This is a genomic window from Aeribacillus pallidus (assembly GCF_050478865.1).
In the GTDB taxonomy this organism is placed as follows: Bacteria; Bacillota; Bacilli; order Bacillales; family JACDOC01; genus JACDOC01.
In genome coordinates, this window is record NZ_JBCNBW010000065.1 from 54,319 (window position 1) to 77,829 (window position 23,511).

A 23,511-nucleotide genomic window follows, 5' to 3' on the forward strand; every position below is an offset into this window, starting at 1 on the left:
TGGAAAGGAGAAAAATAAATGAGATTCCATAAAATTCTATTTTTGTTAGTAATCACAGTGTATTCACTAGTTTTATCAGCTTGCTCAGGTTCAGACCAAAAGGCGAGCGGTTCAGAGAAAAAGGTGATTAAAATTGGAGCGACAGCAGGGCCTTACAGCGACCAGGTAAATGAGGGCATTAAGCCTTACCTTGAGAAAAAAGGATACAAGGTCGAAGTTATCGAGTTTAATGATTACATTCAGCCAAACATCTCCCTTGATACGGGAGGAATTGACGCGAACGTGTTTCAGAATGAGCTTTATATGAAGGAATTTGCCAAAGCAAGAAACTTGGATATCGTCGAGGCGATTAAAGTCCCTACAGCCCCAATTGCCATTTACTCAAAAAAGCATCAATCGATCGATGAAATCAAAGATGGTTCGACCGTAGCGACATCCAATGATCCAGTTAACCAGGCAAGAGCCCTTGCCATGCTTGAACAGCTCGGCATTATTTCCTTAAAAGAAGGAGTAGACCCGACAAAAGCCTCTGAAAAAGACATTGCCAAATATCATAAAAAGATCGTTATTAAGCCGCTTGAACCAGCACAGCTTCCAAGAGCACTGGAAGATGTCGATTACTCGTTTATTAATGGTAACTTCGCCATTTCCTCCGGGTTAAAATTAAAGGATGCTGTCGTATTGGAAAAAACTCCGCCTCACTATATGATTGGAGTTACGGTGAGGGGGAAAGATAAAGATGCTCAATTTGTCAAAGACATAATAGAAGCTTATCAATCAGAAGAATTTAAAAAATTAAATGAAGAAAGCGAAAAGTACGAAGGTTACGTCTGGCCAGACTGGATGAAATAATTAGATGAAGAGCTGAAAAAATGCATATGAAATTTTACTCTTTAACTATTGAATCAACAATTTATGAATAAAAGTACAAATCATACTAGTGGAAATATGAAGCTTAAAACCAAGTTCACTCATAAGAAAATAAGACTTTCTCATAATAAAAAAACAATTTTTAATAGTCTTGTTGTATTTCCCAGCTCAACAAATACATTTTTGAGTTTTACTTTCTCCTTTGTTAATTGTTCGGCTCCAGCACTTGATACAGGTGAAAAAATAGTAATAAGTAGAGCAAATGCTGTTAAAATCATAGAATAGAACACCTTTTTCATAATTAACCCTCCTATCCTTTTTATTGCAACCTACGATATTAATATTCAATATTGGTATATATTTGTAAAACATTTGTTGGAATTTGTAGATTTTTTTAAAATATAATGTTCATTTTTACATTTTTTAAATAAATATAAAAAAATGTTTGAAAATAGAATGGATTTACTTTAAATTAGAGCATAGAAATTTATTAGGAAAACTAACTGAATTAGTATACACACCTTATTCCATATAACGAGAGTTAAGGGGATTTGCTATCGTTGCAGTTGTAGGAATAGAGAGTGAGTAAATTTTGTTATGAGAGGTAGATAAACATGAGGAAATTTTATGTTTTGTTATCTATTATGGTTTTATGCATATGTGGTATAATTGGCTGTCAAACATGGGGCAGAACAGGATATACATTCGAGGAGTCAGACGTCATTAAAATAACTAATAGAACAGATAAATTCTCAAGTATTAAGGAGATTAAAGATAGAAAAAAAATTGAAAGGACTATCCAAATTATAAAATCTGTAGAATGGTCAAACAAAATTTCTAAAATCAATAATGAAGCCGACTATAGTTTCTGGTTTGAACATAAGGATGGCAAGGATAGATTGTTTAATTACAACATTTGGTTTGATGATAATAGAACAGTCATTTTTGATAAAAAAACAGGGAAGTACGGTTTGGTCCCTCCGGAGTACGAGACAGAACTGAGGAACTTATTAGACTAGTTTATAAGAGTATTACTTTAATTTAGAAGGTTATTTAAAAATGAATTGTTTTCTACAAGGAAAAATGTTTATCAAATGCTAATAATCATTCAGTGATAAACGCAACATAATGTCTATTATGTTGCATTCACCGATGCCCTATAAAACTAGTAAAACCCCTTGAGTTTCAAGGGGTTTTTTATTTTCCTCGACTTCGGAAGGAATTTGAATGCAACATATAGAATGAAATTGTTAAGTTGAATGAAATATAATGGAGTGATCAGTGTGAAACAAAATGATATTCTTTTCTACCTTGTAGGGGTGAGCGATCTTCGGTTTTCTCTTTGGAACCATTCCTAATGAGGCTGTAATCGTCATCTCCACTTTATTAGGAGGTATTCTGGCCATATTAGTCGGTATCTTTAGGGAGATATTGAACATCTCGAAACAACTGGAGGAGAAAAAGGAATGACACAGCAAGGACAAAACAGCGTAGAACCAATTCGAGATCCAGAAAAAATTCGAGAAATGAAGGAATATTTGTTGCATCGATCTTATCGAGATTATTTCCTGTTTACGTTCGGAATTAACTCTGGTCTTCGAATCAGCGATATATTGCCGTTACGCGTCATGGACGTGAAATATACGGAGCATTTGCGCGTCAAAGAAAAAAAGACCAGTAACGTCCGGAAAATCAAAATGACAGCAGCGTTAAAGCAGGAAATTGAAAAATACACGCGAGGAATGGCCGATTCCGATTATTTGTTCCCGTTACGCAAAGGTATTCGTCCGATAAGCCGGGAAACGGGTTGGCGGATCATTAACGAGGCAGCGTGATGGGAATAAGCAGAATCTTTCCTTCTATTTGTTTTGGGGGTGGTTACTCTAAACAATAGAGGAAGATTCTGCTTTTTTCAATGTCAAGCACAGTAAATTAATCAAAACATATATTTTGTACAATTTCTAGAAAAGGAAAATAAAAAATATGTCGAAAAAAGTAGAAAACATGATATAATACCAAATTGTTTGGAATTTTGGACTAATTACAAAAGAGAGAGGAGACATCATGAATTTACTTCAAAAAAAGTCAATTACTCACTTGTTAAGTCAAAAGAAAACATTGCAGAAAACACTAGGTGCCTATGATTTAATATTGCTTGGTATCGGAGCTATTGTTGGGATCGGTATTCTTGTGTTGACAGGTGTCGCAGCAGCAAATGATGCAGGTCCTTCGATTATCTTTTCGTTTATGCTGGCAGCCTTGGTTTGTGGATTTGTTGCATTTTGTTATGCAGAAATCGCTTCGACTCTTCCTGTTTCCGGAGGTGTCTATACGTACGCGTATGTGACAATAGGGGAAGTAGTTGCGTTTTTAATAGGTTGGACCCAACTATTAATATATGTTTTGTCCGCTGCAGCAGTGGCAAATGGATGGTCTGCGTATTTACAATCATTGTTAGAAGGATTCCATTTGCATATCCCGAAAATGATAAGTGCAGTACCTCAGCAAGGCGGAATGGTGAACTTGCCGGCATTCTGCATTATTTTACTTATGACTTGGGTGCTTTCAAAAGGTGTGAAAGAAAGTAAGAAAGTGAATAATACGATGGTAGCCATCAAATTATTTGTCATTTTATTATTTATTATCGTCGGAATATTCTACGTTCAACCGGAAAATTGGGATCCATTCATGCCTTTTGGGTGGGAAGGTGTTCTCGCAGGAACTGCTACTGTTTTCTTTGCCTTTTTAGGATTTGATGCGGTTGCAACTGCGGCAGAAGAAGTAAAAAAACCGCAGCGTGATTTGCCAATCGGTATTATTGTTTCTTTAGTTGTGTGCACTCTTTTATACGTTATTGTTTGCTTAGTCCTTACAGGAATGGTTCCATATCATTTATTAAATGTTTCCGACGCGATGGCATTTGCGCTTCATGCAGTCGGACAAAATTTTGCTGCAGGAGTTATATCAGTTGGCGCCATTGTTGGTATTACAACCGTTATATTTGTTTATCTTTACGCAACCGTACGCGTTCTGTTCTCTATTAGCCGTGATCGCCTACTGCCAAAACCATTCTCAGTCGTTCATTCACACACTCAAGCACCTGTTTTTTCGACATGGATTGCAGGATTTACAGGAGCAGTAATTGCTGGATTTATTGATTTGAGAGCATTGGCCAATTTAGTCAATATTGGTGCATTATTAACATTCGTGATGGTTGCCTTATCCGTTATTATACTGCGCAAGACACATCCAAATCTGCAAAGAGGATTTAGGGCACCGCTAGTTCCATATCTTCCAATGTTCACAATTGCGTGTAGTATCTTTTTAATGACCCGCCTTGCCCTTGAAGCGTGGTTGTATTTCGGCATTTGGATGATAATTGGTTTAAGTATTTATTTTATCTATCGAACAAAGCGAATAAAGAATTCATACCAAGAGGAAGCGCATATGCTGAAAAAAGTAAATTAGAAAAGCAGAATAGTTCTGATACAAAAATCTCTGAAACTTGGAGATACTGCTACTAAACGATTTAAAAAGACTTTAAAATACAGACGAAAAGCTCGGTAATTAATTTTTTACCGAGCTTTTTGTCTATAATTTAATGGCTTTATTAATTATGATTATTTACACCTAACTTAATAAAGCATTTAACGGAGCGTTTTAGATTTGTTTTAGAAACATATTTTTTTCTCGCCAGTAGATGAATAACAGAATGATAGTTACGACATTGTAAAGTAAAAACATTATTAATGATGCGATAAATGCCCAAGTGCTAAATTGAAGATAAAACGTCTGTTTAAAATTAGGAATACTCAAGATGATTGAGAATAAAAAGAAGATAATAGGCAGGATAAGACCAAGCCACATTTTATGGGATTTAACCAATATTTTTTGAATGAAACAAATAGGGATAATGAAAACGATTCCTACAATTACTAAAGTAGTCATTGAATAAATATTACTAAACATAAAAAAAAGCACCTCCTTCTCTTCATTTATATTGTTCAATTAACATGACTTAATGGCTCGTAAGTAGAGGAATGTTAAAATCTTAATATTGATACGTTGTTTGAGTGATAAGTTTCATTAATTGGATAATCAGTATGTAGGCTCCGTTTGAAACTTTTTAGGTGATTTTTTTGAGAAGTACCCCTCTCAACCGGTTAAAACAAATTAAATATTGTCAATTATGTGAACATGGAATTCATGGCTATTCATAAAATAATTACATTTCGTTGATGATGTAGGAAAAAGGATTTGTGATAAATGATCAATAAAAGTAAAATCGTCCCTAATAAATCCATAAATTCTGCAAATTTAATTTATACAATCATAATTACATCTGCTTTGTAATTCATCCAAAGGCATAAACCATTCGTCAATACAACTTGTTTTCAAAGTTTTAAAGTTTAAATGATAAAATATGTCATTCAGAGAAGTTTTTTTCCCTCGAAATAAATGAAGGAGAAATCATAAAAATACCTTTTCGACTATGAAGTTAATGGGCTGGTAAGGAAGGGACAAAAGTGAGAAAAATTTCGTTTAAACTAGGACTATTATTTTTTGTATTCGTATTAGGAATAGAAACGGTTTTATTTTCGTCATTATATGTTACTCTCGTTCATTCTAGAATTGACGAGGAATTTACCCAATTGTTGGCAAGAGGGAATAATCATCGCGATGTGTTAGAAAAAAGTTATGATCCTTCTACGTTAGAACATGTCACGATGATGGAGTCTGAAGCGGAGACGGACGTCGTTATTACCAATGAGAAGGGAAAGATCTTGTATTTTTCTGACAATATTTTACCATTTGCTAAAAAAATAATTAAAAACACCAATAAAAACATCCCCTATGATGGAGTGATTGTGCAAAAAAATTGGCAAAAAGAGTCGCATATTTCGACAGTAAGCCCTATTCGTATGGACGGAAAGATAATAGGATATGTCTATATGTTTAAAAATACGGATTCTATTCAAAACATGATTTATAAGTTAAAGCATCATTTCATTATGGTGGGAATTCTTTCTGTATGTTTAACCATAATTACGATTGCTCTATTATCAAGATTCATTACCATCCCTCTTATTCGTATGAAAATGGCAACCGAAAAATTGAGTAAAGGTGATTTTTCTGTTCGTTTGCAAGTAAAAGGGGAGGACGAATTGGCGGAATTAGGGAAAGCCATTCAAACATTGGCGAGGGATTTAGAGTACTTAAAAAAAGAAAGAAACGAATTTCTCGCCAGTATTTCCCATGAGCTTCGTACCCCTCTCACATATGTAAAAGGATATGCGGATATAGCTAGGAGACCCAACATTGAGGAAGAAGAGAGAAATCGATATTTATCCATTATCTATGAAGAAGCCAAGCATATGCAAAAATTGGTGAAGGATCTTTTTGAATTAGCAAAAATGGATCAACATTCATTTCAAATCCATAAGGAACCTGCTAATTTATGTTCTTTCTTTAAAAAATTGTATGACAAAATGCATCCTGCGTTTCAAGTTAAAAAAATGTCTCTTGTATATCAATGCGATGAAAACATTACCGTCCATATAGACCAAAAACGGTTTGAGCAAGTCATGATCAATTTGTTAGACAATGCTTTAAAATATTCAGATCAAGGTACTACTGTCTCTATTGATGTAAAAGCGGAGAAAAAGAAAATGATGATGATTGTTTCAGACGAAGGCGGAGGGATCCCTGAAGAGGATTTACCGTATATTTTTGAACGGTTTTACCGAGTGGATAAATCAAGATCAAGAAACAGAGGCGGAACAGGATTGGGATTAGCCATCGCCAAGGAAATTGTGGAAGCGCACGGAGGATCAATTTACGCCGTAAGTGATTATGGAAAAGGAACAAACATTATCATTACATTGCCGGAGGGATGATCATGTACACAATTTTACTCGTTGACGATGAAAAACGAATGTTAGATTTACTTGAACTTTATCTCTCTCCGAAAGGATTTCAATGTGTTAAGTGTGAGACTGGTTTTGTAGCGATACAGTACTTAGAAAACACCAAAGCGGATTTAGTTTTGCTGGACATCATGATGCCGGAAATGGATGGTTGGGAAACATGTCAACGAATTAGAGAAATGTCTGATGTACCTATTATCATGGTGACTGCAAGAGATGAAACAATGGATATTGTGAAAGGGCTTAAATTAGGGGCTGATGACTATATCACCAAACCATTTAACGAATCCGAGCTGCTTGCTCGAATTGAAGCTGTACTGCGCCGTTCAGTTGGAAAACAATCAAGAATTGAGTTTCAAGGTTTAGTGTGGGATGAAGATCAGCACACCGTCCAATATAAAAACCATGCTATTTGTTTTACTCCTAAAGAGTTTGCTGTATTAGGCCTTTTTATGAAAAATTTAAACAGGGTGTTTAGCAGAGAACAAATCATTGTGTCTCTTTGGGGCTATAACGCAAATACAGAAGAGCGTACGATCGACTCTCATGTAAAAAATATTAGAGAAAAGCTGAGACAAGCTGGTTTTCCGATCGATCGATTTCTGCAAACCGTTTGGGGGGTTGGGTATAAATGGGAGGCGTAAGGTGAGAAGAAGATGAAAGAGCAAATTATTACACTACTCAACACATATGAAAATGTTGCTTTCCTCATTAGTATCTTTATAAATATTATGATCAGTATTTTAGGAATAGTTCCAAGCGTATTTCTAACCGCTGCCAATTTGGCTGTGTTCGGGTTTTGGAAAGGCACCTTCATATCTTTTGTCGGGGAAGCAATAGGAGCCATTATTTCTTTTATGTTATATTGTAAAGGATTTAGGAAACTTTCTGAAACAAAGTTGTTTTCTCATCCGAAAGTCAAACGTTTGCTTGAAGCAAAAGGTTTAGAAGCTTTTTTTCTTGTTCTATCATTGCGGCTTCTTCCTTTTGTTCCATCAGGAGTCGTTACCTTTGTTGCAGCAATTGGAAAAATCCCTTTTCTTATTTTTGTGATTGCTAGTTCCATAGGGAAGATACCTGCCTTACTTTTAGAAGCCTATTCGGTTTATCATTTGATGAATTGGACATGGCAAGGTAAAGTGATATCTACACTTCTGTCTGTCTTTTTATTCATATTTACTTGGAAGAAAATCAATCAAAATTATAAGAGCAAGATAACGACATGAAGTAACAGAAAAATTCCCCTCCAAAGAAAACTTAGAGGGGAATAAACGTTATTCTGGTTTATTTGTTGTGTCATTCGGGTCGGGCTTATAGTCCGTCTTGTAATCTTTATATATTACTTCTGTAACCATTCCGGCAGAAGCATGGTGCAATTCATGGCAATGGAACATCCAGTTTCCTGGATTATCCGCCTTAAATGCGACGACATATTCTTCTCCCGGTTCTACATTTAAGGAATCCTTTATTAATGGAGAGCCTGAAATCGGCTTCCCGTTTTTGGTCAATACTTGGAAGAAGTGCCCGTGTAAATGCATCGGGTGCTCATCTTTTGGTGAATTGTTTACTATTCTTACTTTTACTAAATCTCCTGTCTTTACAATTACAGGGGCTGTATCAGGAAATGTTATACCATTGATCGTGTAGACTATGCTACCTTTGTTCATAGCTGTTCCTAAATCCATTGTGTACTCTACATCATATTTTTGGTCTAACATAAATGGACCTAATTCATGTTTTCCGTAGTTTGTTAAATCTACGATTGGGAGGTCCTCTTTTTCATTTGCCTTGTCTGTCTGGTTTGTTTCGCCTTCATATTGAATTTTCACTTTCATGCCATCGGTACCTTCCATCTCACCGTGACATTCGAATAACCATTCCCCAGGATTATCCGCTGTAAATTCAATATCGTAACGTTCACCCGGAGCTATATTTAGAAGATGATCTTTGATTAGTTGCGGCTCTTTTATCGGTTGCCCGTCTGTTGCTGTAATTTTAAATTCGTGACCATGGAGGTGGAGTTTATGGGACATGTATCCAGCGTTTACAAGGCGAAGTCGAACTTTTTCGCCTTTTTTCACTTTTAAAGGTTCTACAGCGGAGCCACTTTTTCCGTTCAGCGTGAAAATATCATACATACTCATATCATGTTCCATGCTGCTCATATGCATATGGTGGCTATCCGAGTGATTTTCATGTCCCATATGGCTATGATCCACCGTATTCGTATGCATATGTCCTTCATCTGGATTGCTCATCCATTCATCTAACACAAGTGTATACTCACGATCTACTTTTTCCTCATCTTTAGGCTCTACGATGAAGGTCCCGTATAACCCTTTGTCTACTTGTTTCGCGCTTTCTTGATGGGAATGATACCAATACGTTCCCGGTACAGTAGCAGTAAATTCATACGTAAAGGTTTCACCTGGTTTAATTGCGTTCATCGTGACACCCGGAACTCCATCTTGACTATTTGGAACAGGATAGCCATGCCAATGGATTGCAACCGGTTCAGGTAATTCATTTTTTAAATGAATTTTTACAGTGTCCCCTTGTTTAATACGGATTTGCGGCCCGGGAACAGATCCGTTGAACGTGTAAACTGGTAGTTTTACATGATCATTTATTTCTAATAATGCTTCCTTCGCAGTAAGATGTATCTCATTGCCGGATAATACTTCTGTATTTGTTGCCAAAGGAATTTGTTCACTGACTTCAGAGGCTTTGGATGTTTTTTCATCCTTTGTATCCATATTTGACATATCGTGTCCTTGCATGGAACTGTTTGAGCAGGCTGCGCCAAAAGTCATGACACCCGCTAAAATGGTTCCAACCAATAATTTCTTCATGTATTTCCCTCCATCAAACATTGATTAAAACGCTAAGATCATCATAAAAAATAAATGTGCAAAATTTATGGAGAAAAGAGTAATATAAAAGCATTTGAAGAAATGACGATTTTTAAAAATGATTTATAATTGAAATGAATGACATTATTGTGTTTATTTGGAGTCATTGACTTATCATAGAAAAAAGGCTGGTAGGTTTCAGGAATTTGTAATTAATGAGGATTCTTATCATGAAGAAAATATTTTTTTAGTAGGAGGAAATTAAGATGAATCCAGTCATTGAAACAATTTTACAGCACCGTTCCATTCGAAAATTTGAAGATCGGGGGCTATCCGATGAGCAAATTCGTACTATAGTCAAGTGTGCTCAAGCAGCATCTACGTCCAGTTTTATTCAAGCTTATTCAATTATCGGAGTAAAAAATAAAGAAAAGAAACGGAAGCTCGCAGAGTTAGCTGGAAATCAATCGTATGTAGAGAATAATGGACATTTCTTTGTATTTTGTGCCGATTTACATCGTCACGAGATTGTCGGTGAAATGGAAAATGTCGATTTATCTGCTACATTAGAAAGCACCGAAAAATTTATGGTTGCACTCATTGACACGGCATTGGCCGCGCAAAATGCTGTATTAGCGGCAGAATCCATGGGATTAGGAGCTTGTTATATCGGTGGTTTAAGGAACAATTTACCTGAAGTGTGTGAGCTGTTAAACGTTCCGAAACGAGTGATTCCGTTGTTCGGAATTGCAGTAGGATATCCAGCACAAAATCCTGACAAAAAACCGCGATTACCTTTTCATCACGTCTACCATGAAGAAACATACGAACAAGACCGTTCCAAATTAGAGGATCAACTAAAACATTATAATGATACGATTTCGTCATATTATGAGAAACGTACGAACGGCAAGCTCCGTGATACATGGACGGGACAAATGGCAAATCTACTTAGTAAACAGGTCAGAATGTATATGAAGGAGTTTGTCGAAAGAAAAGGATTTAATTTAAAGTAGCACATGGAATGCGGATGAATTGAGCAGGCAGAAGAAGAGGATTCTTCTGCCATTTATTATCACGTTCTGCCATCCGTTATTCTTAAAATAGTTTTTGTACGAAATGAAAAAAGATTTTGTTAGTCTAAAAATATTTATCATTATTTACTGGAGGAATAAATAAATTTTTAGCAGAAGTCCTTATTAACTATCAAAAATTTCCACATAATTGACTTTATAATCTATTAAACATGACTACAATAACACTTTTTTAAAATACCAACATAAATTCCTTATGGAGAACAGTTGATTATGCAAGGAGGTGTTCATGTGGATAAAACAACGATTTTTATAAGTTCTGTTGCCCAAGACTCTCTTACCGCTATACGAAACGATGTATTTAAAGAATTAAAAAATATGGGGCACGAGCCCATTCGCTTTGAAGATAGCATGCGATATATTCATCAAGATGCCATCCGAACTTGTTTGGAATATGTATCTAAAAGTGATATTTTTCTACTATTTATCGCTGATAAAGCAGGAACTTTGCTAGAAGATGAAGGGAAAACGATCACTCATCTTGAGTTTTTACGAGCATATAAAGAAAATAAACATATTATTGTTTATGTTCACGATACGGTTCTAGATACGTATTTCCAAACGATTAGACCTCAAATAAAAAAATCGTTAAAACTGTATTTTAGCAAACACGGTAAAGAGCCGGATTCCATGTTCGATTTTATTAGTGAAAATATAAAAGAGAATTCCCATATTGCCGAAAAATATGTATGGTACTTTCTTTATGATGCAGAACAAAAAGGAATCTATTTCGAGAAATGTTCATTAGGTGTCGAAGTTCTTTCAAACATAAAAAGCTATCTTTCTGCACTATTTAAAGAAAGTCTTCAATACTTTAATATTCGATCGGAAATACAAAAGAGTTTAGAACATGTCGATTTGTACGGGGATTTTTATGAGCTTTCCCTTGAATTCATAAGTTTAATACGTAATGGACAAATTACAAATTGGAGAAGATTACTTGCCCTTTTACGTTCGAAGATGGTCGGATGCAATATTTACACGACAAATACAAAGTACCAGCAAGAGGCGATAGGAGCATTAATGGACTGTAAAGCAGTAACCCTTTACGAAAAAAGAGGTAACATGATGGTTTGCAAAGAATATGATGGATTAACGACGCCTGAAAACTTTTCACTAAGCGATACAAGTTCGTATGTGGTGCAAACATACAATGATCATGAACACAATGAAAAGTTATACTATTCGTTGGAAAAAAGGACATGCTATTTCTTGTTCAAAGTAAAGTCTTATGTATTTTGTTTTCATCTACCGCTGTTAGGGGAATGGGATTATCATAAATTGAAGACTTACCAACACCATATATTTAATGCTATACTTGAATCTAAAGGATATTCTTATTGTTACTTTATAAAAATGTTGTTAGGAGGTCTTTCGAGTGAACAATTATAAAGAAGATGTCATATTAATCGCCTCCGCACCAAATGGATATGGAAAAAAAGTTGTCACTAATCGTCTTAGTCAAATGAAACGCGATCACGCGAACTTACAAAATAAACTTTCCAAAATAAAAAGCTCATTTCACCATACAAATAAGAATGAACATGAAATCTCATAAAAATGAAAAAAATGAATATAACGGGCACTACATACATCCTTTCACCAGGGATGTTTTTTTATTAGTACGAGAGAGGTAGACGAAGGATTTTTTTAGAAGATATTCCTTCATATTCTACTAACAATAACAAGAGACACGAACAGCAAAAATAAATCTTGTTTTTTTCGAAATTTCTGAATATAATAAATTTAACATACTAACCGGTTGGTATATTGTTGAATATCGAGAATATTTATTAGAGATAAGAATTTTTATGTGAATGGAGAGGATCATATGTACTTGCGTCTTACCGATGAACAAAAGATGGTGCAAAAAACAATCAGAAAGTTTGTAGAAAAAGAGCTCATGCCTTTAGAAAATGAAGTGTTGAGAAATGAGAGAGAAGGAAGACCAAGCCTCCCGCCAGGTAAACTTGAGGAACTTCAATTAAAAGCAAAGGAAGCAGGGTTCTGGGGAATCAACACACCTGCAGAATACGGTGGCGCTGACCTAGGGAATGTCATGATGGCGATTGTGATTATGGAGGTTTCAAAAACGTTTGTTCCTTTCAAATTTGGAGGGTCGGCAGATAATATTCTCTATTACGCCAATGAAGAACAAAAGAAAAAATACTTAATTCCTACCATCAACGGAGAGAAGAAATCATGCTTTGCCATCACCGAACCTAGTGCAGGATCGGATACAAGAAATATTAAAATGACAGCAGTAAAAGATGGGAATGAATGGGTGTTAAACGGAGAAAAAACGTTTATTACTGGCGGAAATGAAGCAGATTTTGTCATGGTTATTGCGATTACTGACAAAGAAAGACATCAGGCAACTTTAGGACGTGAAGGAGTCACATGCTTTATCGTTGACCGTGATATGGGCTGGAGATCCAAGTATATTCCAACGATGGGACAATCAGGCCCTGCGAGCTTAATATTTGAAAATGTCCGTGTTCCGGAAGAAAACATTTTAGGTGAATTGCATGGCGGTTATAAACTGGGATTAGAATGGATTGGATATGCGAGATGGGTTGTTGGGGCGCGAGCAGTCGGAGCGGCAGAACGTTTGCTGCAAATGGCAATCGACTATTCAAAAGAGCGTGTTACGTTTGGAAAACCGATTGCAGAAAGACAGGCCATCCAATGGCAGATTGCTGATTCGGCAGTGGAAATCGAAGCGGCCAAATGGCTGGTGCTCAATGCAGCATTTACGCTTGATCAAGGGGAGGATAACCGTCATTTAGCATCTATTGCGAAATTGTATGGTGCGAATATGGGAAATCGAGTCGTAGACAGAGTTCTGCAAATTTTTGGTGGGATGGGTTATACGAAAGAACTACCGATTGAACGATGGTACCGTGAAGCAAGACTTTGGCGAATTTACGATGGTACGGATGAAATTCAGCGCATGATTATTGCTAGAAACCTATTAAAAGGGCATGTCAAAATCGGTCAATTTGTTTAATCCCTCATGAAAGCGCTCTCTAAGTTAAATCGCTTTTTAATTGATTTATAGATTTTGAATTTAACAGGAGGTATAAAAAATGGCAGGAAGATTTGAAGGAAGAGTGGCATTTGTAACAGGCGGAAGCCGCGGAATCGGAAAAGCGATCGTTCAGCTCTTTGCAGAGGAAGGAGCAAAGGTTGCTATTATTGATCTGAATGAAGAAGCGTTATGTGAAACGGAAAGCGAGTTAAAAGAAAAAGGATATGACGTTTATTCCAAAGTAGCAAATGTCACCGATGCTTCCCAAGTCGAAAGTGCGGTTAAAGAAGTGGTTGAAACGTTTGGTTCGCTTGATATTCTCGTGAACAATGCAGGGGTGATTCGTGATAATCTGCTGTTCAAAATGACAGACTCTGATTGGGAAACCGTAATGGATGTCCATTTAAAGGGATCCTTTTACTGCGCTCGTGCTGTCCAAAAATATATGGTAGAAAAAAAATATGGACGTATCATCAATATTTCGTCTACTTCGGCTCTCGGAAACCGCGGACAGGCGAACTATGCCACAGCAAAAGCGGGACTCCAAGGTTTTACCAAAACACTTGCGATCGAACTTGGAAAATTTGGCATTACTGCAAATGCGGTTGCTCCTGGGTTTATCGAAACGGATATGACGAAAGAGACCGCAAGAAGAATGGGCGTTTCGTTTGAAGACCTCATAAACGCCAGCGTTTCAAAAATTCCCGTTGGAAGAAGCGGCAAGCCGTCGGACGTTGCCCATGCGGTAGCCTTCTTTGCTGACGAGAAATCTTCCTTTATCAACGGTCAAGTATTATATGTGGCTGGAGGTCCAAAAAATTAAACGAATCGAGGTGATGATCAAATGTTTGAGGAACACATTGGAAAATATTCGAATAAGGTCAAGAATAGGGTCGAAAGAGGTGCTGTAAAGAAGTTTGCAGAAGCGATTGGCGATCCGCACCCCATCTATTTGGATGAGGAAACAGGAAAAAAATCAAGATATAAAAACAATATCGCTCCTCCAACATTCCCAAGAGTCTTTGATTATGGGGTGATTAAAGGATTGAAACTTCCAAGCAACGGCCTGATTCACGGTGAGCAAATTTTTCATTATGAGAGACCGCTTCTAGTTGGAGATGAAATTCTATGTTACTCGAAAGTGGAAAATTACTATGAGAAAAAAGGAAACCACGGTAAGCTAGGATTCTTGGTAATTAAGAGCTTTGGAGAAGATCCAACAGGTCAACTCATCTTTACTTCCAAACAGACCGTAATCATAACAGAAGCGGTAAGAAAGGTGATGATCGTTTGAAAAAGATTACAGAATTACAATTGGGAGAAGCGTTAGAGGAGATAAAGCTTAATCCTGTTTCCAGGCTGGATTTAATAAAATATGCGGGGGCTTCTGGAGACTACAACCCAATTCATACTATCGATGAAGAAGCAACAAATGCTGGTTTACCAGGAATTATTGCACACGGAATGTGGACGATGGGAAATCTCGCAAAGCTATTCACATCTTATTATGAAGAAGGGTTTATCCAAGATTATTCCATCAGATTCAAAGGAATGGTTTTCCTGAATGATGTCATTACGCTGAAAGCTACGTTGGAAGAAAAAATGGGGAATAAACTGCGTTTTAACGTGCTGGCCGTTAATCAAAACGGAAACGAAGTTTTAAAGGGAGAGGTATGGTTTAAAACTTTCACTGAAGAAGATATATATTAATCTTTTTTAGCACGAAAACTCGGTGACAAGAGAAATTCCTTTCATATTTTATAGTATCGGAGGAGGCCAGGGGATTGCAACCATTATTGAACGTGAATAAATGGCTAATCAGGAACGCTGCTAATTGGTGGAGATTCCACGAACACCCTCTACATTTAGTAGGGATTTAAAAAAATAACCATTATGCTATAATAATGCCAAAACTTCTACTAAATGAGAGGAACATAACACATGAAGAAACAAATTATTGAAACAAGCATAGAGCTATTTGACCAGAAAGGCTTTAAAGAAACTTCCGTACAAGACATTGTCGAATCGATCGGAGTCACAAAAGGAACGTTTTACTATTATTTCAATAGTAAAGAGGAATTGTTAAAAGATATTTGTTTGTCCTATATTGAGGATCTTGTAAGACAGCAAGAAGAAATTTTAGAAGATTCAAATAAAGATTGTACAACCAAGTTAAATGAAATTGTTTATATGCTGATCAAAAATATTAAGACCCAACGGAGAAGTGCGAGAATTTTCTTCCGCGAAATGAGACACTTAAATGAACAACACTTAAAGGAAATTAAAGCCAAACGAAGTTTGTTTCGTAAAAATTACCAAAAGTTAATTGAAGAAGGGATGACAAAACAAGAATTTAAAAATAATCTTAACCCGGATATGTTGACATTTGGAATTTTAGGGATAACCAACTGGAGTTATTACTGGTTTGATCCTGAGGGGAAAGTATCGGAAGAAAAACTTGCTGAAATATATGTGGATTTAATTTTAAATGGAATTAAAAAATGAGATTCATTTTTTTAGATACAAGACATTTGAAGAATATTAGTTTTATAAATCATACTAACCGGTTAGTATCAATTACTTTTTCACATGGAAAGAGATATATAGAACCGATTGTGCACTCTCTTTCCAATTAAAAATTATCAAATATGCAACTATTTTCAAGCCTTGCAACCTCTTCTCTAAGCCAATGCGTTTTTGTTTTGCCGGTAATCGAGCGAAAACATCCAAACAAAAGAAAAAATGAAGGAGTGATTTGTGTGCTTACCCTTCACCATAAATTCTGGCCAAATAAATTGACAAAGTCTTTAGTCGTCCCTCAAACCTCGCTGTACGATAACCTCAAAGTGACTGCCAGCCGTTATCCTAAACATGAGGCAATCTACTTTTATGGAAATACAATCAGTTACCGTCAATTGGATGATGAAGTCAATGCACTAGCAGGATATTTACAACAAAAATTAGATGTGTCAAAAGGTGATAGAGTCTTATTATTCATGCAGAATTCTCCTCAATTTATTATTGCCTACTATGCGATTTTAAGAGCCAATGCCGTTGTTGTTCCAATCAACCCCATGCTGACACCCAATGAATTAGAGTTTTATATCAATGATTGTGAAATTAGGAATGCGATTATAGGGCAGGAATTGTATGAAAAAGTGGCACCACTCCTCAAAACAACCTCACTCGACCATCTTCTCATCGCTGCTTACTCAGATTATATCGGGAACGATTTTGAAGGAAGTTTACCAAAAGAAGTAGAAGCACCGAGGATCATTTTCAGCAAGCCCAATCATTTTCTATGGATGGATGCGATCAACGCAAATTATTTACCTGGAGAACATTTGTCAAATGCCGATGATCTTGTAGTTCTTCCATACACTTCCGGCACGACCGGACTCCCAAAAGGTTGCATGCATACAAATAAAACTGTACAAGCAAACACGGTTGGAGCTTACCATTGGTCACGGGCTACGACCAATACTGTTCACCTGATGACTTTGCCGCTTTTTCATGTTACAGGAATGGTTCTTGGTATGCACATGCCAATTTATAGCGGTAGCCGAATGGTCATCATGACTAGATGGAATCGTGATACGGCCGTCGAGCTGATTAAGACTCAACAATGCACGCATTGGGTCACAATCAGTACGATGCTGGTCGATTTCTTATCAAACCCAACTTTAAAAGCGGAAGATCTCTCTTCTTTAACCTCCATTTCAGGAGGAGGAGCTGCGTTTCCTGAAGCATTGGTTGAAAAGCTTTATAAATTAACAGGTTTACATTTTGTAGAAGGGTACGGACTTTCCGAAACGATCGCCCAAACCCATCTCAATCCGCCAGACCGACCTAAAAAGCAATGTCTAGGTATTCCAACATTTGATGTGGATGCCCGTATTATTGATCCTGTTACGCATCAGGAGCTTGGGGTTGGCGAGGTCGGAGAAATTGTCATCCATGGACCGCAAGTGATGGTCGGCTATTATAACCGGGAGGAAGAAAACCGGAACGCTTTTGTTGAACTTGATGGCAAATCGTTTTTCCGGACAGGAGATATAGGTCGTTACGATGAAGAAGGCTATTTCTTTATTGTGGACCGAGTCAAACGAATGATCAATGCTTCCGGTTTCAAAGTCTGGCCAACGGAAGTGGAGTCCTATCTTTACAAACATCCGGCCGTCCAACAGGCATGTGTCGTTGGAATTCCGGATCCAAAAAGAGGCGAAACGGTAAAAGCATTTATCATCTTAAATGAAGGTTATGAAGGAAAAGTAACTGAAGAAGACATTATTGAATGGTCCAAAAAGCATATGGCCGCTTATAAATATCCACGTTATGTCGAATTTAGAAAGGAATTCCCAGTTACAAGCAGCGGCAAAATCCTATGGCGGAAACTTCAGGAAGAAGAATTGAAAAAAGCAGAACAGAATATAGGGAAAAGATAAAACTTCAAATACCTCATAAAAGGAGACTGAAATGAATCTTAGACAATCCACGTTAATTGCTATGCTAACGCCATTATACGGAAGCCAAGTTTCTGATTTTCAACTAGTAACTGAAGGATACCAAAATATGATGGTTCGTTGTAACCATCAAGGGGAAACTGTATTTATTAGAGTGACCGCTGCAAGACGGAAAAGCGTATCGATGATTGAAGCTGAACTGGAATGGCTTCGTATTCTTCGCAAAACAGGACTATCCGTCCCTTCGCCAAGGATTTCAAACAAGGAAAATTGGATTGAAACCATTACACTAAGAAAAAATACTTTCTATGCTATAGCTTTTTCTAAAGTATATGGAAGATCGATAGATGTTACCAAGCCGCAGCAATGGAACGACCACTTGTTTGAAAAATGGGGTGAAACACTAGGTCAAATTCACTCCGCCGTTCCTAACCATAAAATTGCACGGCCATACTGGGGAGGGACGTTTACATCTGTTTCAGATACAATAGCTTTTTTTGAAAAAAATGAAGATTGTATATTAAAGGCTCGCTTATTTGATATAGTTTCACAAATTGAGAACCTTTCGCGTTCAACAGATACGTTCGGTTTAATTCATAACGATTTCCATCAGGGGAATGTCTTAGTACATGAAAAGGGGATTGGGATAATTGATTTCGATGACTGCGAGTATGGTTGGTACGCACAAGATATAGCAGTGGCGCTTTATCATGCTTTTTGGCAAGCAACTGCGCTTGGTAGCTCTGACCTTTCTTTCGGTTTTACTTTCCTGCAGTCGTTCCTCAATGGATATAGGAAAACACGTAATCTGTCACCTGAAACCGTGCAACAGATTCCCCTTTTCTTACGATGGCGGGACTTTGTCTTATATGCCCTGTTTATGAAGAATTGGCCGCTCGATTCCTTGGAAGCTTGGCAAACCTACACGTTAGATCGTTTAAGAAAACGAATGAAACACCGTAATCCGATTATTCCTTTATCCAGTAACGAACTAACTATTCTGAGTGAAAATAGTTGAGAACTCCCTTATATAGGCGATAATCTGAACCCTTGCTCTTTTTATATTGACCTTTTTTTTAAATGAATAAATTTTATAATTTAACCAAACACTTTTTACAGATAGAAACCTTATCTTGAATAGTGGACAAGACATATTGCATCAAGAAAGATATTATTTCAGAAATGGAAGTGTAAAATTCACATGGATTATAACAAGTATAATGATATGCAAGATACGATGAAGAACAAATTCATACCAATGACCTCTTTGACAAGCGGATTGGGACAAGAAGTGCTCCCTGATCTTTATTGTTATACAAATCAGATTGTGAATTTGTGTTTTGTGGGAAACCCTGAAAAAACAAATGAATGGGTCTTAGTGGACACAGGAATGCCTAAATCAGTCGACCATATTCTTGATGCTGTAGAAGAAAGGTTTGGCAAAAAAAGGAAGCCAAAAGTGATTGTCCTCACACACGGCCACTTTGATCATGTGGGGGCAGTGGTTGATCTAGTAGAAGAATGGAATGTTCCCGTGTTTGCGCACGAATTAGAATTGCCCTTTTTAACCGGAAAATCTAACTATCCAGAACCTGATGAATCAGTCGAAGGAGGACTCGTGGCAAAAATTTCTCCTTTGTTTCCGAATGAATCGGTCGATTTGGGAAACAACGTAGAGAAGCTTCCTTCTGACGGTAGTGTACCTTACATGCCTGGTTGGCGTTGGATTCATACACCTGGTCATACTCCTGGCCATATATCCTTATTTAGAGATGAGGATCATGCTCTAATTGCAGGAGATGCTTTTGTGACAGTGAGACAAGATTCTCTATTTAAGGTAGTAACTCAAATTCAAGAAATCAGCGGTCCACCAAGATATTTAACTACTGATTGGGATGCGGCATGGGAGTCAGTTAAAAAGCTTGAAGCATTAAAACCTACTGTTGCAGTGACCGGTCATGGTCTGCCAATGTCCGGAAAAGAGCTTTCACAAGGTCTGGAAAAATTAGCGAGAGAATTTGATCGAATTGCAATTCCCGATTATGGGCGATATGTAAATTAAAGACACTAATTCTCATAAGTGTAGGGCGCACTGAAGGTGATGGTGGTAAAACCAATTCCGATATTTTTTAGTAAAGTATCTTGTTGCCTACTTTGAATAGCTTCTTCAAGTAATTTCCGTAAGTTTTCATCACCTGCATGGGTAAGAGAAGTTGATAACCTGCAACAAATCCTTTAGCTGTCAATAGTAAGACCACATTCCAAAAACTTCACCATATTTCATTAGTACATCAGTTGGATTTCCACTAAAAACCCCATAAAAACACTCTAGACAAATAGGGATCAGAATATTATCTGAACCCAATTTTGTCTACAGTCTCAAAGGTTTCTTAAACATAATACTATATTAGACCCTAATCTCTTCGGTCATCTCTTCTTCTTAGCCCTAATAATCCTGCCAAACCTAGTAAACCAATCCAACCCCAATCATTATCGTCATCAGCATTGTCTGCAACTTGATTATTCATGTCATTATTGTTATTTTGAGCGTAGACATCATCCATCCCAAGAAGCATTACTATCAATGATAAAGCGTAAAATGAATATAGAAATTTTTTTAACATGTTTTTTTCTCCTTTCAATAATTGGTATTAATTTTAATGTGTCCAATTGGTGAACAATTATTACAATTTTACGGGTAGTTGTAACGAAAAAAATATAGAAGTCCATTGAGTTACGGGTCAAATTCGTAACGTCAACTAAGGAAATTATTCGGTATAAAGTCGCGGTTTATTTGTGCTAAATGTTTTGCGATCACGCAGGGGATGACGGACACGCTTTCGAAAATTTAGCGATAGAGGAAGAATCAAGCACGTTTTATTGAACAGAACCATATTTTAACCATTTTGAAAAATTCAAATGAAAAATGAGGAATTTTGGAGAAGATTACTTTTGGAATATGAGATGAAGAAAGAGGTATTTGGATGAAATAAAGAAAAGTATTTGTTGTATTAAGCTCTGCTACATTGGCGGCTTACGTACTCTTGAAACCCAGGATAAAAATAATAAAAAAGAGCCAACTGTATTGTTGACTCTTGTTTGTATATGTACCGGCATCCGGTTTGTATATCAACTTGATGAATAGAGGAATTCCCAGTGTGGCTACGTTTCTGGGGTGAAAAGTCTAAATTATGAGGGTTCAAAAATATTATATATACGTCACACTGACTTAGCCGTTTCCTTCCGGGTGACTTCGTTAATTTTATCTACAAACATTTGGAAAACACGTCTTTTCTCTTCTAAATCACGAATAGATTCTTTCAGTTCTTCATATTTCTCTTCAAATGGTTTATGGTAACGCTGGCGAATCGTTTCAATGATTTCTTCGTTCACTGTCGACTGAATCACTTGCTTTGTAATGCTGTATTTATATGAGTAAACTCTTAACTCTTGTTTGACTTCCTCATATTCTTGGTCAATCTGGGTTAATACTTCAGAAATATCTTCCTTCCATTCTTCAAGGGATTTCTGTATGTACGATTTTTTCGTCATTTCATCCATGAAAACACCTTCCCGCCGTATAGATAGTTTATCTCTTCCTCATTTTAACGTAACTTTTTTACACCCCGTTTTCTGAAAAATTACATTGTCTTTTCATTTATGTGATAATGAGCAGAGGATTTATAGAGAGGGCTACAGGTCGGGTTGATTTGCAGGAGGAACCGTCTTTGAACAAACCTGGTATTACCTCACTGAGAAATATCTCGATATCACCTTTCAAGTGTTAGAGGGACTAACTGCGTTAAGAGAAATTCGTCGTATCTTGTTCAACAAACGGGCGTAAGAATGGCATAACAGGAGTTGTCGATGCGACAGCTTCTATAGCTTCTTATGCTAACAAAGCATTTAGCTAAAGAACAAAATAAGTGGATGAATGCTTTATCATTTAAGGAATAATTTTCGATGAAAAAAACAAAAAATACAAAGAGAGCCACTGAAATCTTAAGTTTTTTAGGAAGTTAAGTAGGCATCATTAGATATTCTTAAGACGGTAGCTTTTTCAACACTATGTTATGTCTATGAAAGGAGAAGTAACAGTGACAAACCGTAATAACAATCGAAATCAGCCACATACTGGAGGAAGTAAATCAGCCGATACAGAATTTGGCGCAGAGTTTGTACAAAGTAAAAAAGCCAGGAAAAAAGCGGCAAGAGAAAGAAAAAATAATAGCTAATAATAGAAGTTGAGCAAAAACAGAAAACACAAGTTATTCTAGAAAAGGGCGCAAGTGCTTAACAAGGGGCGGTTATGGCAGCTCCTTTTCTTATTAGACTAACGATAGTGAATAAAGTAGTAATAAGGGTGAATTAACATATGGCTAATGAATTTGCTCAACTTGCTGTTTCACCATTGTATATGTTAATGGTTGTTTTGAGCATATTATATTTAATATTTTTAAGAGAAGACAAAGGTTGTATTACGACTTTCGGAAGAATAGCTTCTGGGGTGTATATTCTTATATACCTAATAGCACTGTCTTTATTTATATTTTAATCTTTAAACAGCAAATAGTAGTTACTCAGGTATTCCATAATTTTCTAAAAAAGCAAAAAACAAAAGTTAGTGATTACTACTACTGCCAAGTTCAAATGTAGGTTTCGCTTTTCATTATTATGCATGTCAGTCACCTTTAAAATTTTGACAAAAAACATCCGAGGTAATGTGGTCCTCGGATTTTGAATATTAGATAAGTTGCTACATTTTCGGTGCACGCTGTTGGCCTTTGTTGTTTCTTGCTCTTTTTTCAGTAGCAAGGTCTTCTGGAGTAGCTTTGAATTCAAGGTTTTTTATGCCTTTTTTCGTTTTATCGTCCATTATCATCCCTCCTTGATTACAATCGTAGTTTTTTCTAATCTCGGGAGGGTTATGCAAAGGGGTTGTTTGACTCAGTAGAAAATGATTCCATACATGAACACATTTTTACTTCAATTTTCTATGCGAATAAAAAAAGTGTACCTAACATTTTTTAACACATAAATCACCTTCTTTATGACGCAAACTACTCATGAGGTGAAAAAAATGCAAGAAAAAGAACCATATATCCAAGTTAGCGTTATTGAGATCAAAGACGAAGGAGAAGAATCAGCGGAAACTTATAAAAATTCTTTATCGCAAGAGTTGGCAGAAGCGATACGGCGGGAAAAAGAGAAAAATGATTAAGTGAAGTTTCATGAAAAACCTCTTCAGGAACGTGGTCTAGCCCCAAAAAAGTG

The 23,511-nt window shown here is 36.6% G+C and carries 24 protein-coding genes; 20 read left to right on the plus strand and 4 right to left on the minus strand.

Features of this window, described 5'->3' with window-relative positions; genetic code table 11:
* Positions 1 to 18: 18 nt before the first annotated feature.
* A complete protein-coding gene (locus ABES52_RS14545; protein ID WP_429651905.1) occupies positions 19 to 852 on the plus strand; it encodes a MetQ/NlpA family ABC transporter substrate-binding protein in 834 nt (277 codons plus the stop codon).
* A 140-nt stretch (positions 853 to 992) separates the two neighbouring features.
* Here ABES52_RS14545 and ABES52_RS14550 read toward each other — a convergent pair whose 3' ends face one another.
* Complete coding sequence (locus ABES52_RS14550; protein ID WP_429651906.1) at positions 993 to 1,169, minus strand: hypothetical protein; 177 nt, start codon at positions 1,167 to 1,169, stop codon at positions 993 to 995.
* Positions 1,170 to 1,484: 315 nt separating this feature from the next.
* Between ABES52_RS14550 and ABES52_RS14555 the strand changes: the two genes are divergently transcribed.
* The 6 genes from ABES52_RS14555 to ABES52_RS14580 all read left to right on the plus strand — a co-directional run bounded on the left by ABES52_RS14555 (position 1,485) and on the right by ABES52_RS14580 (position 8,023).
* Positions 1,485 to 1,889, plus strand: coding sequence for a YhfM domain-containing protein (locus ABES52_RS14555; RefSeq protein ID WP_429651907.1), 405 nt, complete (start codon positions 1,485 to 1,487; stop codon positions 1,887 to 1,889).
* Positions 1,890 to 2,336: 447 nt separating this feature from the next.
* On the plus strand, positions 2,337 to 2,705 hold the full coding sequence (locus ABES52_RS14560) for a tyrosine-type recombinase/integrase (protein WP_429651908.1): 369 nt from the start codon (positions 2,337 to 2,339) through the stop codon (positions 2,703 to 2,705).
* A 226-nt stretch (positions 2,706 to 2,931) separates the two neighbouring features.
* Positions 2,932 to 4,338 (plus strand): amino acid permease, encoded by a 1,407-nt coding sequence (locus tag ABES52_RS14565; RefSeq protein ID WP_429651931.1) that lies wholly within the window; start codon positions 2,932 to 2,934, stop codon positions 4,336 to 4,338.
* Between the two features lie 1,058 nt (positions 4,339 to 5,396).
* Positions 5,397 to 6,767, plus strand: a complete 1,371-nt coding sequence (locus ABES52_RS14570; protein WP_429651909.1) for a HAMP domain-containing sensor histidine kinase — start codon at positions 5,397 to 5,399, stop codon at positions 6,765 to 6,767.
* A gap of 2 nt (positions 6,768 to 6,769) precedes the next feature.
* Complete coding sequence (locus tag ABES52_RS14575; RefSeq protein ID WP_429651910.1) at positions 6,770 to 7,441, plus strand: response regulator transcription factor; 672 nt, start codon at positions 6,770 to 6,772, stop codon at positions 7,439 to 7,441.
* Positions 7,442 to 7,453: 12 nt separating this feature from the next.
* The gene (locus ABES52_RS14580) at positions 7,454 to 8,023 is read left to right on the plus strand and encodes a TVP38/TMEM64 family protein (protein ID WP_429651911.1); all 570 of its coding nucleotides are present in this window, start codon (positions 7,454 to 7,456) and stop codon (positions 8,021 to 8,023) included.
* Between the two features lie 48 nt (positions 8,024 to 8,071).
* On the opposite strand, the gene ABES52_RS14585 is transcribed toward ABES52_RS14580, so the two are convergent.
* A complete protein-coding gene (locus tag ABES52_RS14585; RefSeq protein ID WP_429651912.1) occupies positions 8,072 to 9,649 on the minus strand; it encodes a multicopper oxidase family protein in 1,578 nt (525 codons plus the stop codon).
* Between the two features lie 266 nt (positions 9,650 to 9,915).
* Between ABES52_RS14585 and nfsA the strand changes: the two genes are divergently transcribed.
* From nfsA to ABES52_RS14640, 11 genes are all read left to right on the plus strand, one after another.
* A complete protein-coding gene (gene nfsA / locus ABES52_RS14590) occupies positions 9,916 to 10,665 on the plus strand; it encodes an oxygen-insensitive NADPH nitroreductase (RefSeq protein ID WP_429651913.1) in 750 nt (249 codons plus the stop codon).
* Between the two features lie 309 nt (positions 10,666 to 10,974).
* Positions 10,975 to 12,135: a DUF4062 domain-containing protein gene (locus tag ABES52_RS14595; protein WP_429651914.1), complete on the plus strand. Its 1,161-nt coding sequence runs from the start codon at positions 10,975 to 10,977 to the stop codon at positions 12,133 to 12,135.
* The gene (locus ABES52_RS14600) at positions 12,122 to 12,301 is read left to right on the plus strand and encodes a hypothetical protein (RefSeq protein WP_429651915.1); all 180 of its coding nucleotides are present in this window, start codon (positions 12,122 to 12,124) and stop codon (positions 12,299 to 12,301) included. Before ABES52_RS14595 ends, ABES52_RS14600 begins: the two co-directional genes overlap by 14 nt.
* 273 nt (positions 12,302 to 12,574) lie before the next feature.
* Positions 12,575 to 13,753 (plus strand): acyl-CoA dehydrogenase family protein, encoded by a 1,179-nt coding sequence (locus ABES52_RS14605; protein WP_429651916.1) that lies wholly within the window; start codon positions 12,575 to 12,577, stop codon positions 13,751 to 13,753.
* Positions 13,754 to 13,832: 79 nt separating this feature from the next.
* On the plus strand, positions 13,833 to 14,597 hold the full coding sequence (locus ABES52_RS14610; RefSeq protein ID WP_429651917.1) for a beta-ketoacyl-ACP reductase: 765 nt from the start codon (positions 13,833 to 13,835) through the stop codon (positions 14,595 to 14,597).
* Between the two features lie 21 nt (positions 14,598 to 14,618).
* Positions 14,619 to 15,068 carry a MaoC family dehydratase N-terminal domain-containing protein gene (locus ABES52_RS14615; protein ID WP_429651918.1) on the plus strand — a complete coding sequence of 150 codons (450 nt, stop codon included), beginning with the start codon at positions 14,619 to 14,621 and terminating at the stop codon, positions 15,066 to 15,068.
* Positions 15,065 to 15,484, plus strand: a complete 420-nt coding sequence (locus ABES52_RS14620; RefSeq protein ID WP_429651919.1) for a MaoC/PaaZ C-terminal domain-containing protein — start codon at positions 15,065 to 15,067, stop codon at positions 15,482 to 15,484. The genes ABES52_RS14615 and ABES52_RS14620 overlap by 4 nt, the downstream gene beginning before the upstream one ends.
* 231 nt (positions 15,485 to 15,715) lie before the next feature.
* Positions 15,716 to 16,279, plus strand: a complete 564-nt coding sequence (locus ABES52_RS14625; protein WP_429651920.1) for a TetR/AcrR family transcriptional regulator — start codon at positions 15,716 to 15,718, stop codon at positions 16,277 to 16,279.
* A gap of 254 nt (positions 16,280 to 16,533) precedes the next feature.
* Positions 16,534 to 18,219: a long-chain fatty acid--CoA ligase gene (locus ABES52_RS14630; RefSeq protein WP_429651921.1), complete on the plus strand. Its 1,686-nt coding sequence runs from the start codon at positions 16,534 to 16,536 to the stop codon at positions 18,217 to 18,219.
* A gap of 31 nt (positions 18,220 to 18,250) precedes the next feature.
* On the plus strand, positions 18,251 to 19,255 hold the full coding sequence (locus ABES52_RS14635; protein WP_429651922.1) for a phosphotransferase enzyme family protein: 1,005 nt from the start codon (positions 18,251 to 18,253) through the stop codon (positions 19,253 to 19,255).
* Between the two features lie 207 nt (positions 19,256 to 19,462).
* Positions 19,463 to 20,299 carry an MBL fold metallo-hydrolase gene (locus tag ABES52_RS14640; RefSeq protein ID WP_429651932.1) on the plus strand — a complete coding sequence of 279 codons (837 nt, stop codon included), beginning with the start codon at positions 19,463 to 19,465 and terminating at the stop codon, positions 20,297 to 20,299.
* A gap of 352 nt (positions 20,300 to 20,651) precedes the next feature.
* Here ABES52_RS14640 and ABES52_RS14645 read toward each other — a convergent pair whose 3' ends face one another.
* Both ABES52_RS14645 and ABES52_RS14650 read right to left on the minus strand, forming a co-directional pair.
* Positions 20,652 to 20,861: a WGxxGxxG family protein gene (locus ABES52_RS14645; RefSeq protein WP_429651923.1), complete on the minus strand. Its 210-nt coding sequence runs from the start codon at positions 20,859 to 20,861 to the stop codon at positions 20,652 to 20,654.
* A gap of 595 nt (positions 20,862 to 21,456) precedes the next feature.
* Positions 21,457 to 21,798 carry a hypothetical protein gene (locus ABES52_RS14650; protein WP_429651924.1) on the minus strand — a complete coding sequence of 114 codons (342 nt, stop codon included), beginning with the start codon at positions 21,796 to 21,798 and terminating at the stop codon, positions 21,457 to 21,459.
* A 536-nt stretch (positions 21,799 to 22,334) separates the two neighbouring features.
* On the opposite strand from ABES52_RS14650, the gene ABES52_RS14655 reads away from it, so the two are divergent.
* Both ABES52_RS14655 and ABES52_RS14660 read left to right on the plus strand, forming a co-directional pair.
* Positions 22,335 to 22,472, plus strand: a complete 138-nt coding sequence (locus tag ABES52_RS14655) for a hypothetical protein (RefSeq protein WP_429651925.1) — start codon at positions 22,335 to 22,337, stop codon at positions 22,470 to 22,472.
* A gap of 845 nt (positions 22,473 to 23,317) precedes the next feature.
* Entirely contained in the window at positions 23,318 to 23,458 is a 141-nt protein-coding gene (locus ABES52_RS14660) for a hypothetical protein (protein WP_429651926.1), read from the plus strand.
* The last annotated feature ends 53 nt before the right edge of the window (positions 23,459 to 23,511 follow it).

What these genes read in the sequence shown, in the direction of transcription:
- ABES52_RS14545 (WP_429651905.1), top strand. Translation starts at nt 19, where the DNA reads ATGAGATTCCATAAAATTCTATTTTTGTTAGTAATCACAGTGTATTCA.
- ABES52_RS14550 (WP_429651906.1), bottom strand. Translation starts at nt 1,169, where the DNA reads ATGAAAAAGGTGTTCTATTCTATGATTTTAACAGCATTTGCTCTACTT.
- ABES52_RS14555 (WP_429651907.1), top strand. Translation starts at nt 1,485, where the DNA reads ATGAGGAAATTTTATGTTTTGTTATCTATTATGGTTTTATGCATATGT.
- ABES52_RS14560 (WP_429651908.1), top strand. Translation starts at nt 2,337, where the DNA reads ATGACACAGCAAGGACAAAACAGCGTAGAACCAATTCGAGATCCAGAA.
- ABES52_RS14575 (WP_429651910.1), top strand. Translation starts at nt 6,770, where the DNA reads ATGTACACAATTTTACTCGTTGACGATGAAAAACGAATGTTAGATTTA.
- ABES52_RS14580 (WP_429651911.1), top strand. Translation starts at nt 7,454, where the DNA reads ATGAAAGAGCAAATTATTACACTACTCAACACATATGAAAATGTTGCT.
- ABES52_RS14585 (WP_429651912.1), bottom strand. Translation starts at nt 9,649, where the DNA reads ATGAAGAAATTATTGGTTGGAACCATTTTAGCGGGTGTCATGACTTTT.
- nfsA (WP_429651913.1), top strand. Translation starts at nt 9,916, where the DNA reads ATGAATCCAGTCATTGAAACAATTTTACAGCACCGTTCCATTCGAAAA.
- ABES52_RS14605 (WP_429651916.1), top strand. Translation starts at nt 12,575, where the DNA reads ATGTACTTGCGTCTTACCGATGAACAAAAGATGGTGCAAAAAACAATC.
- ABES52_RS14610 (WP_429651917.1), top strand. Translation starts at nt 13,833, where the DNA reads ATGGCAGGAAGATTTGAAGGAAGAGTGGCATTTGTAACAGGCGGAAGC.
- ABES52_RS14615 (WP_429651918.1), top strand. Translation starts at nt 14,619, where the DNA reads ATGTTTGAGGAACACATTGGAAAATATTCGAATAAGGTCAAGAATAGG.
- ABES52_RS14625 (WP_429651920.1), top strand. Translation starts at nt 15,716, where the DNA reads ATGAAGAAACAAATTATTGAAACAAGCATAGAGCTATTTGACCAGAAA.
- ABES52_RS14635 (WP_429651922.1), top strand. Translation starts at nt 18,251, where the DNA reads ATGAATCTTAGACAATCCACGTTAATTGCTATGCTAACGCCATTATAC.
- ABES52_RS14640 (WP_429651932.1), top strand. Translation starts at nt 19,463, where the DNA reads ATGCAAGATACGATGAAGAACAAATTCATACCAATGACCTCTTTGACA.
- ABES52_RS14645 (WP_429651923.1), bottom strand. Translation starts at nt 20,861, where the DNA reads ATGTTAAAAAAATTTCTATATTCATTTTACGCTTTATCATTGATAGTA.
- ABES52_RS14650 (WP_429651924.1), bottom strand. Translation starts at nt 21,798, where the DNA reads ATGGATGAAATGACGAAAAAATCGTACATACAGAAATCCCTTGAAGAA.
- ABES52_RS14660 (WP_429651926.1), top strand. Translation starts at nt 23,318, where the DNA reads ATGCAAGAAAAAGAACCATATATCCAAGTTAGCGTTATTGAGATCAAA.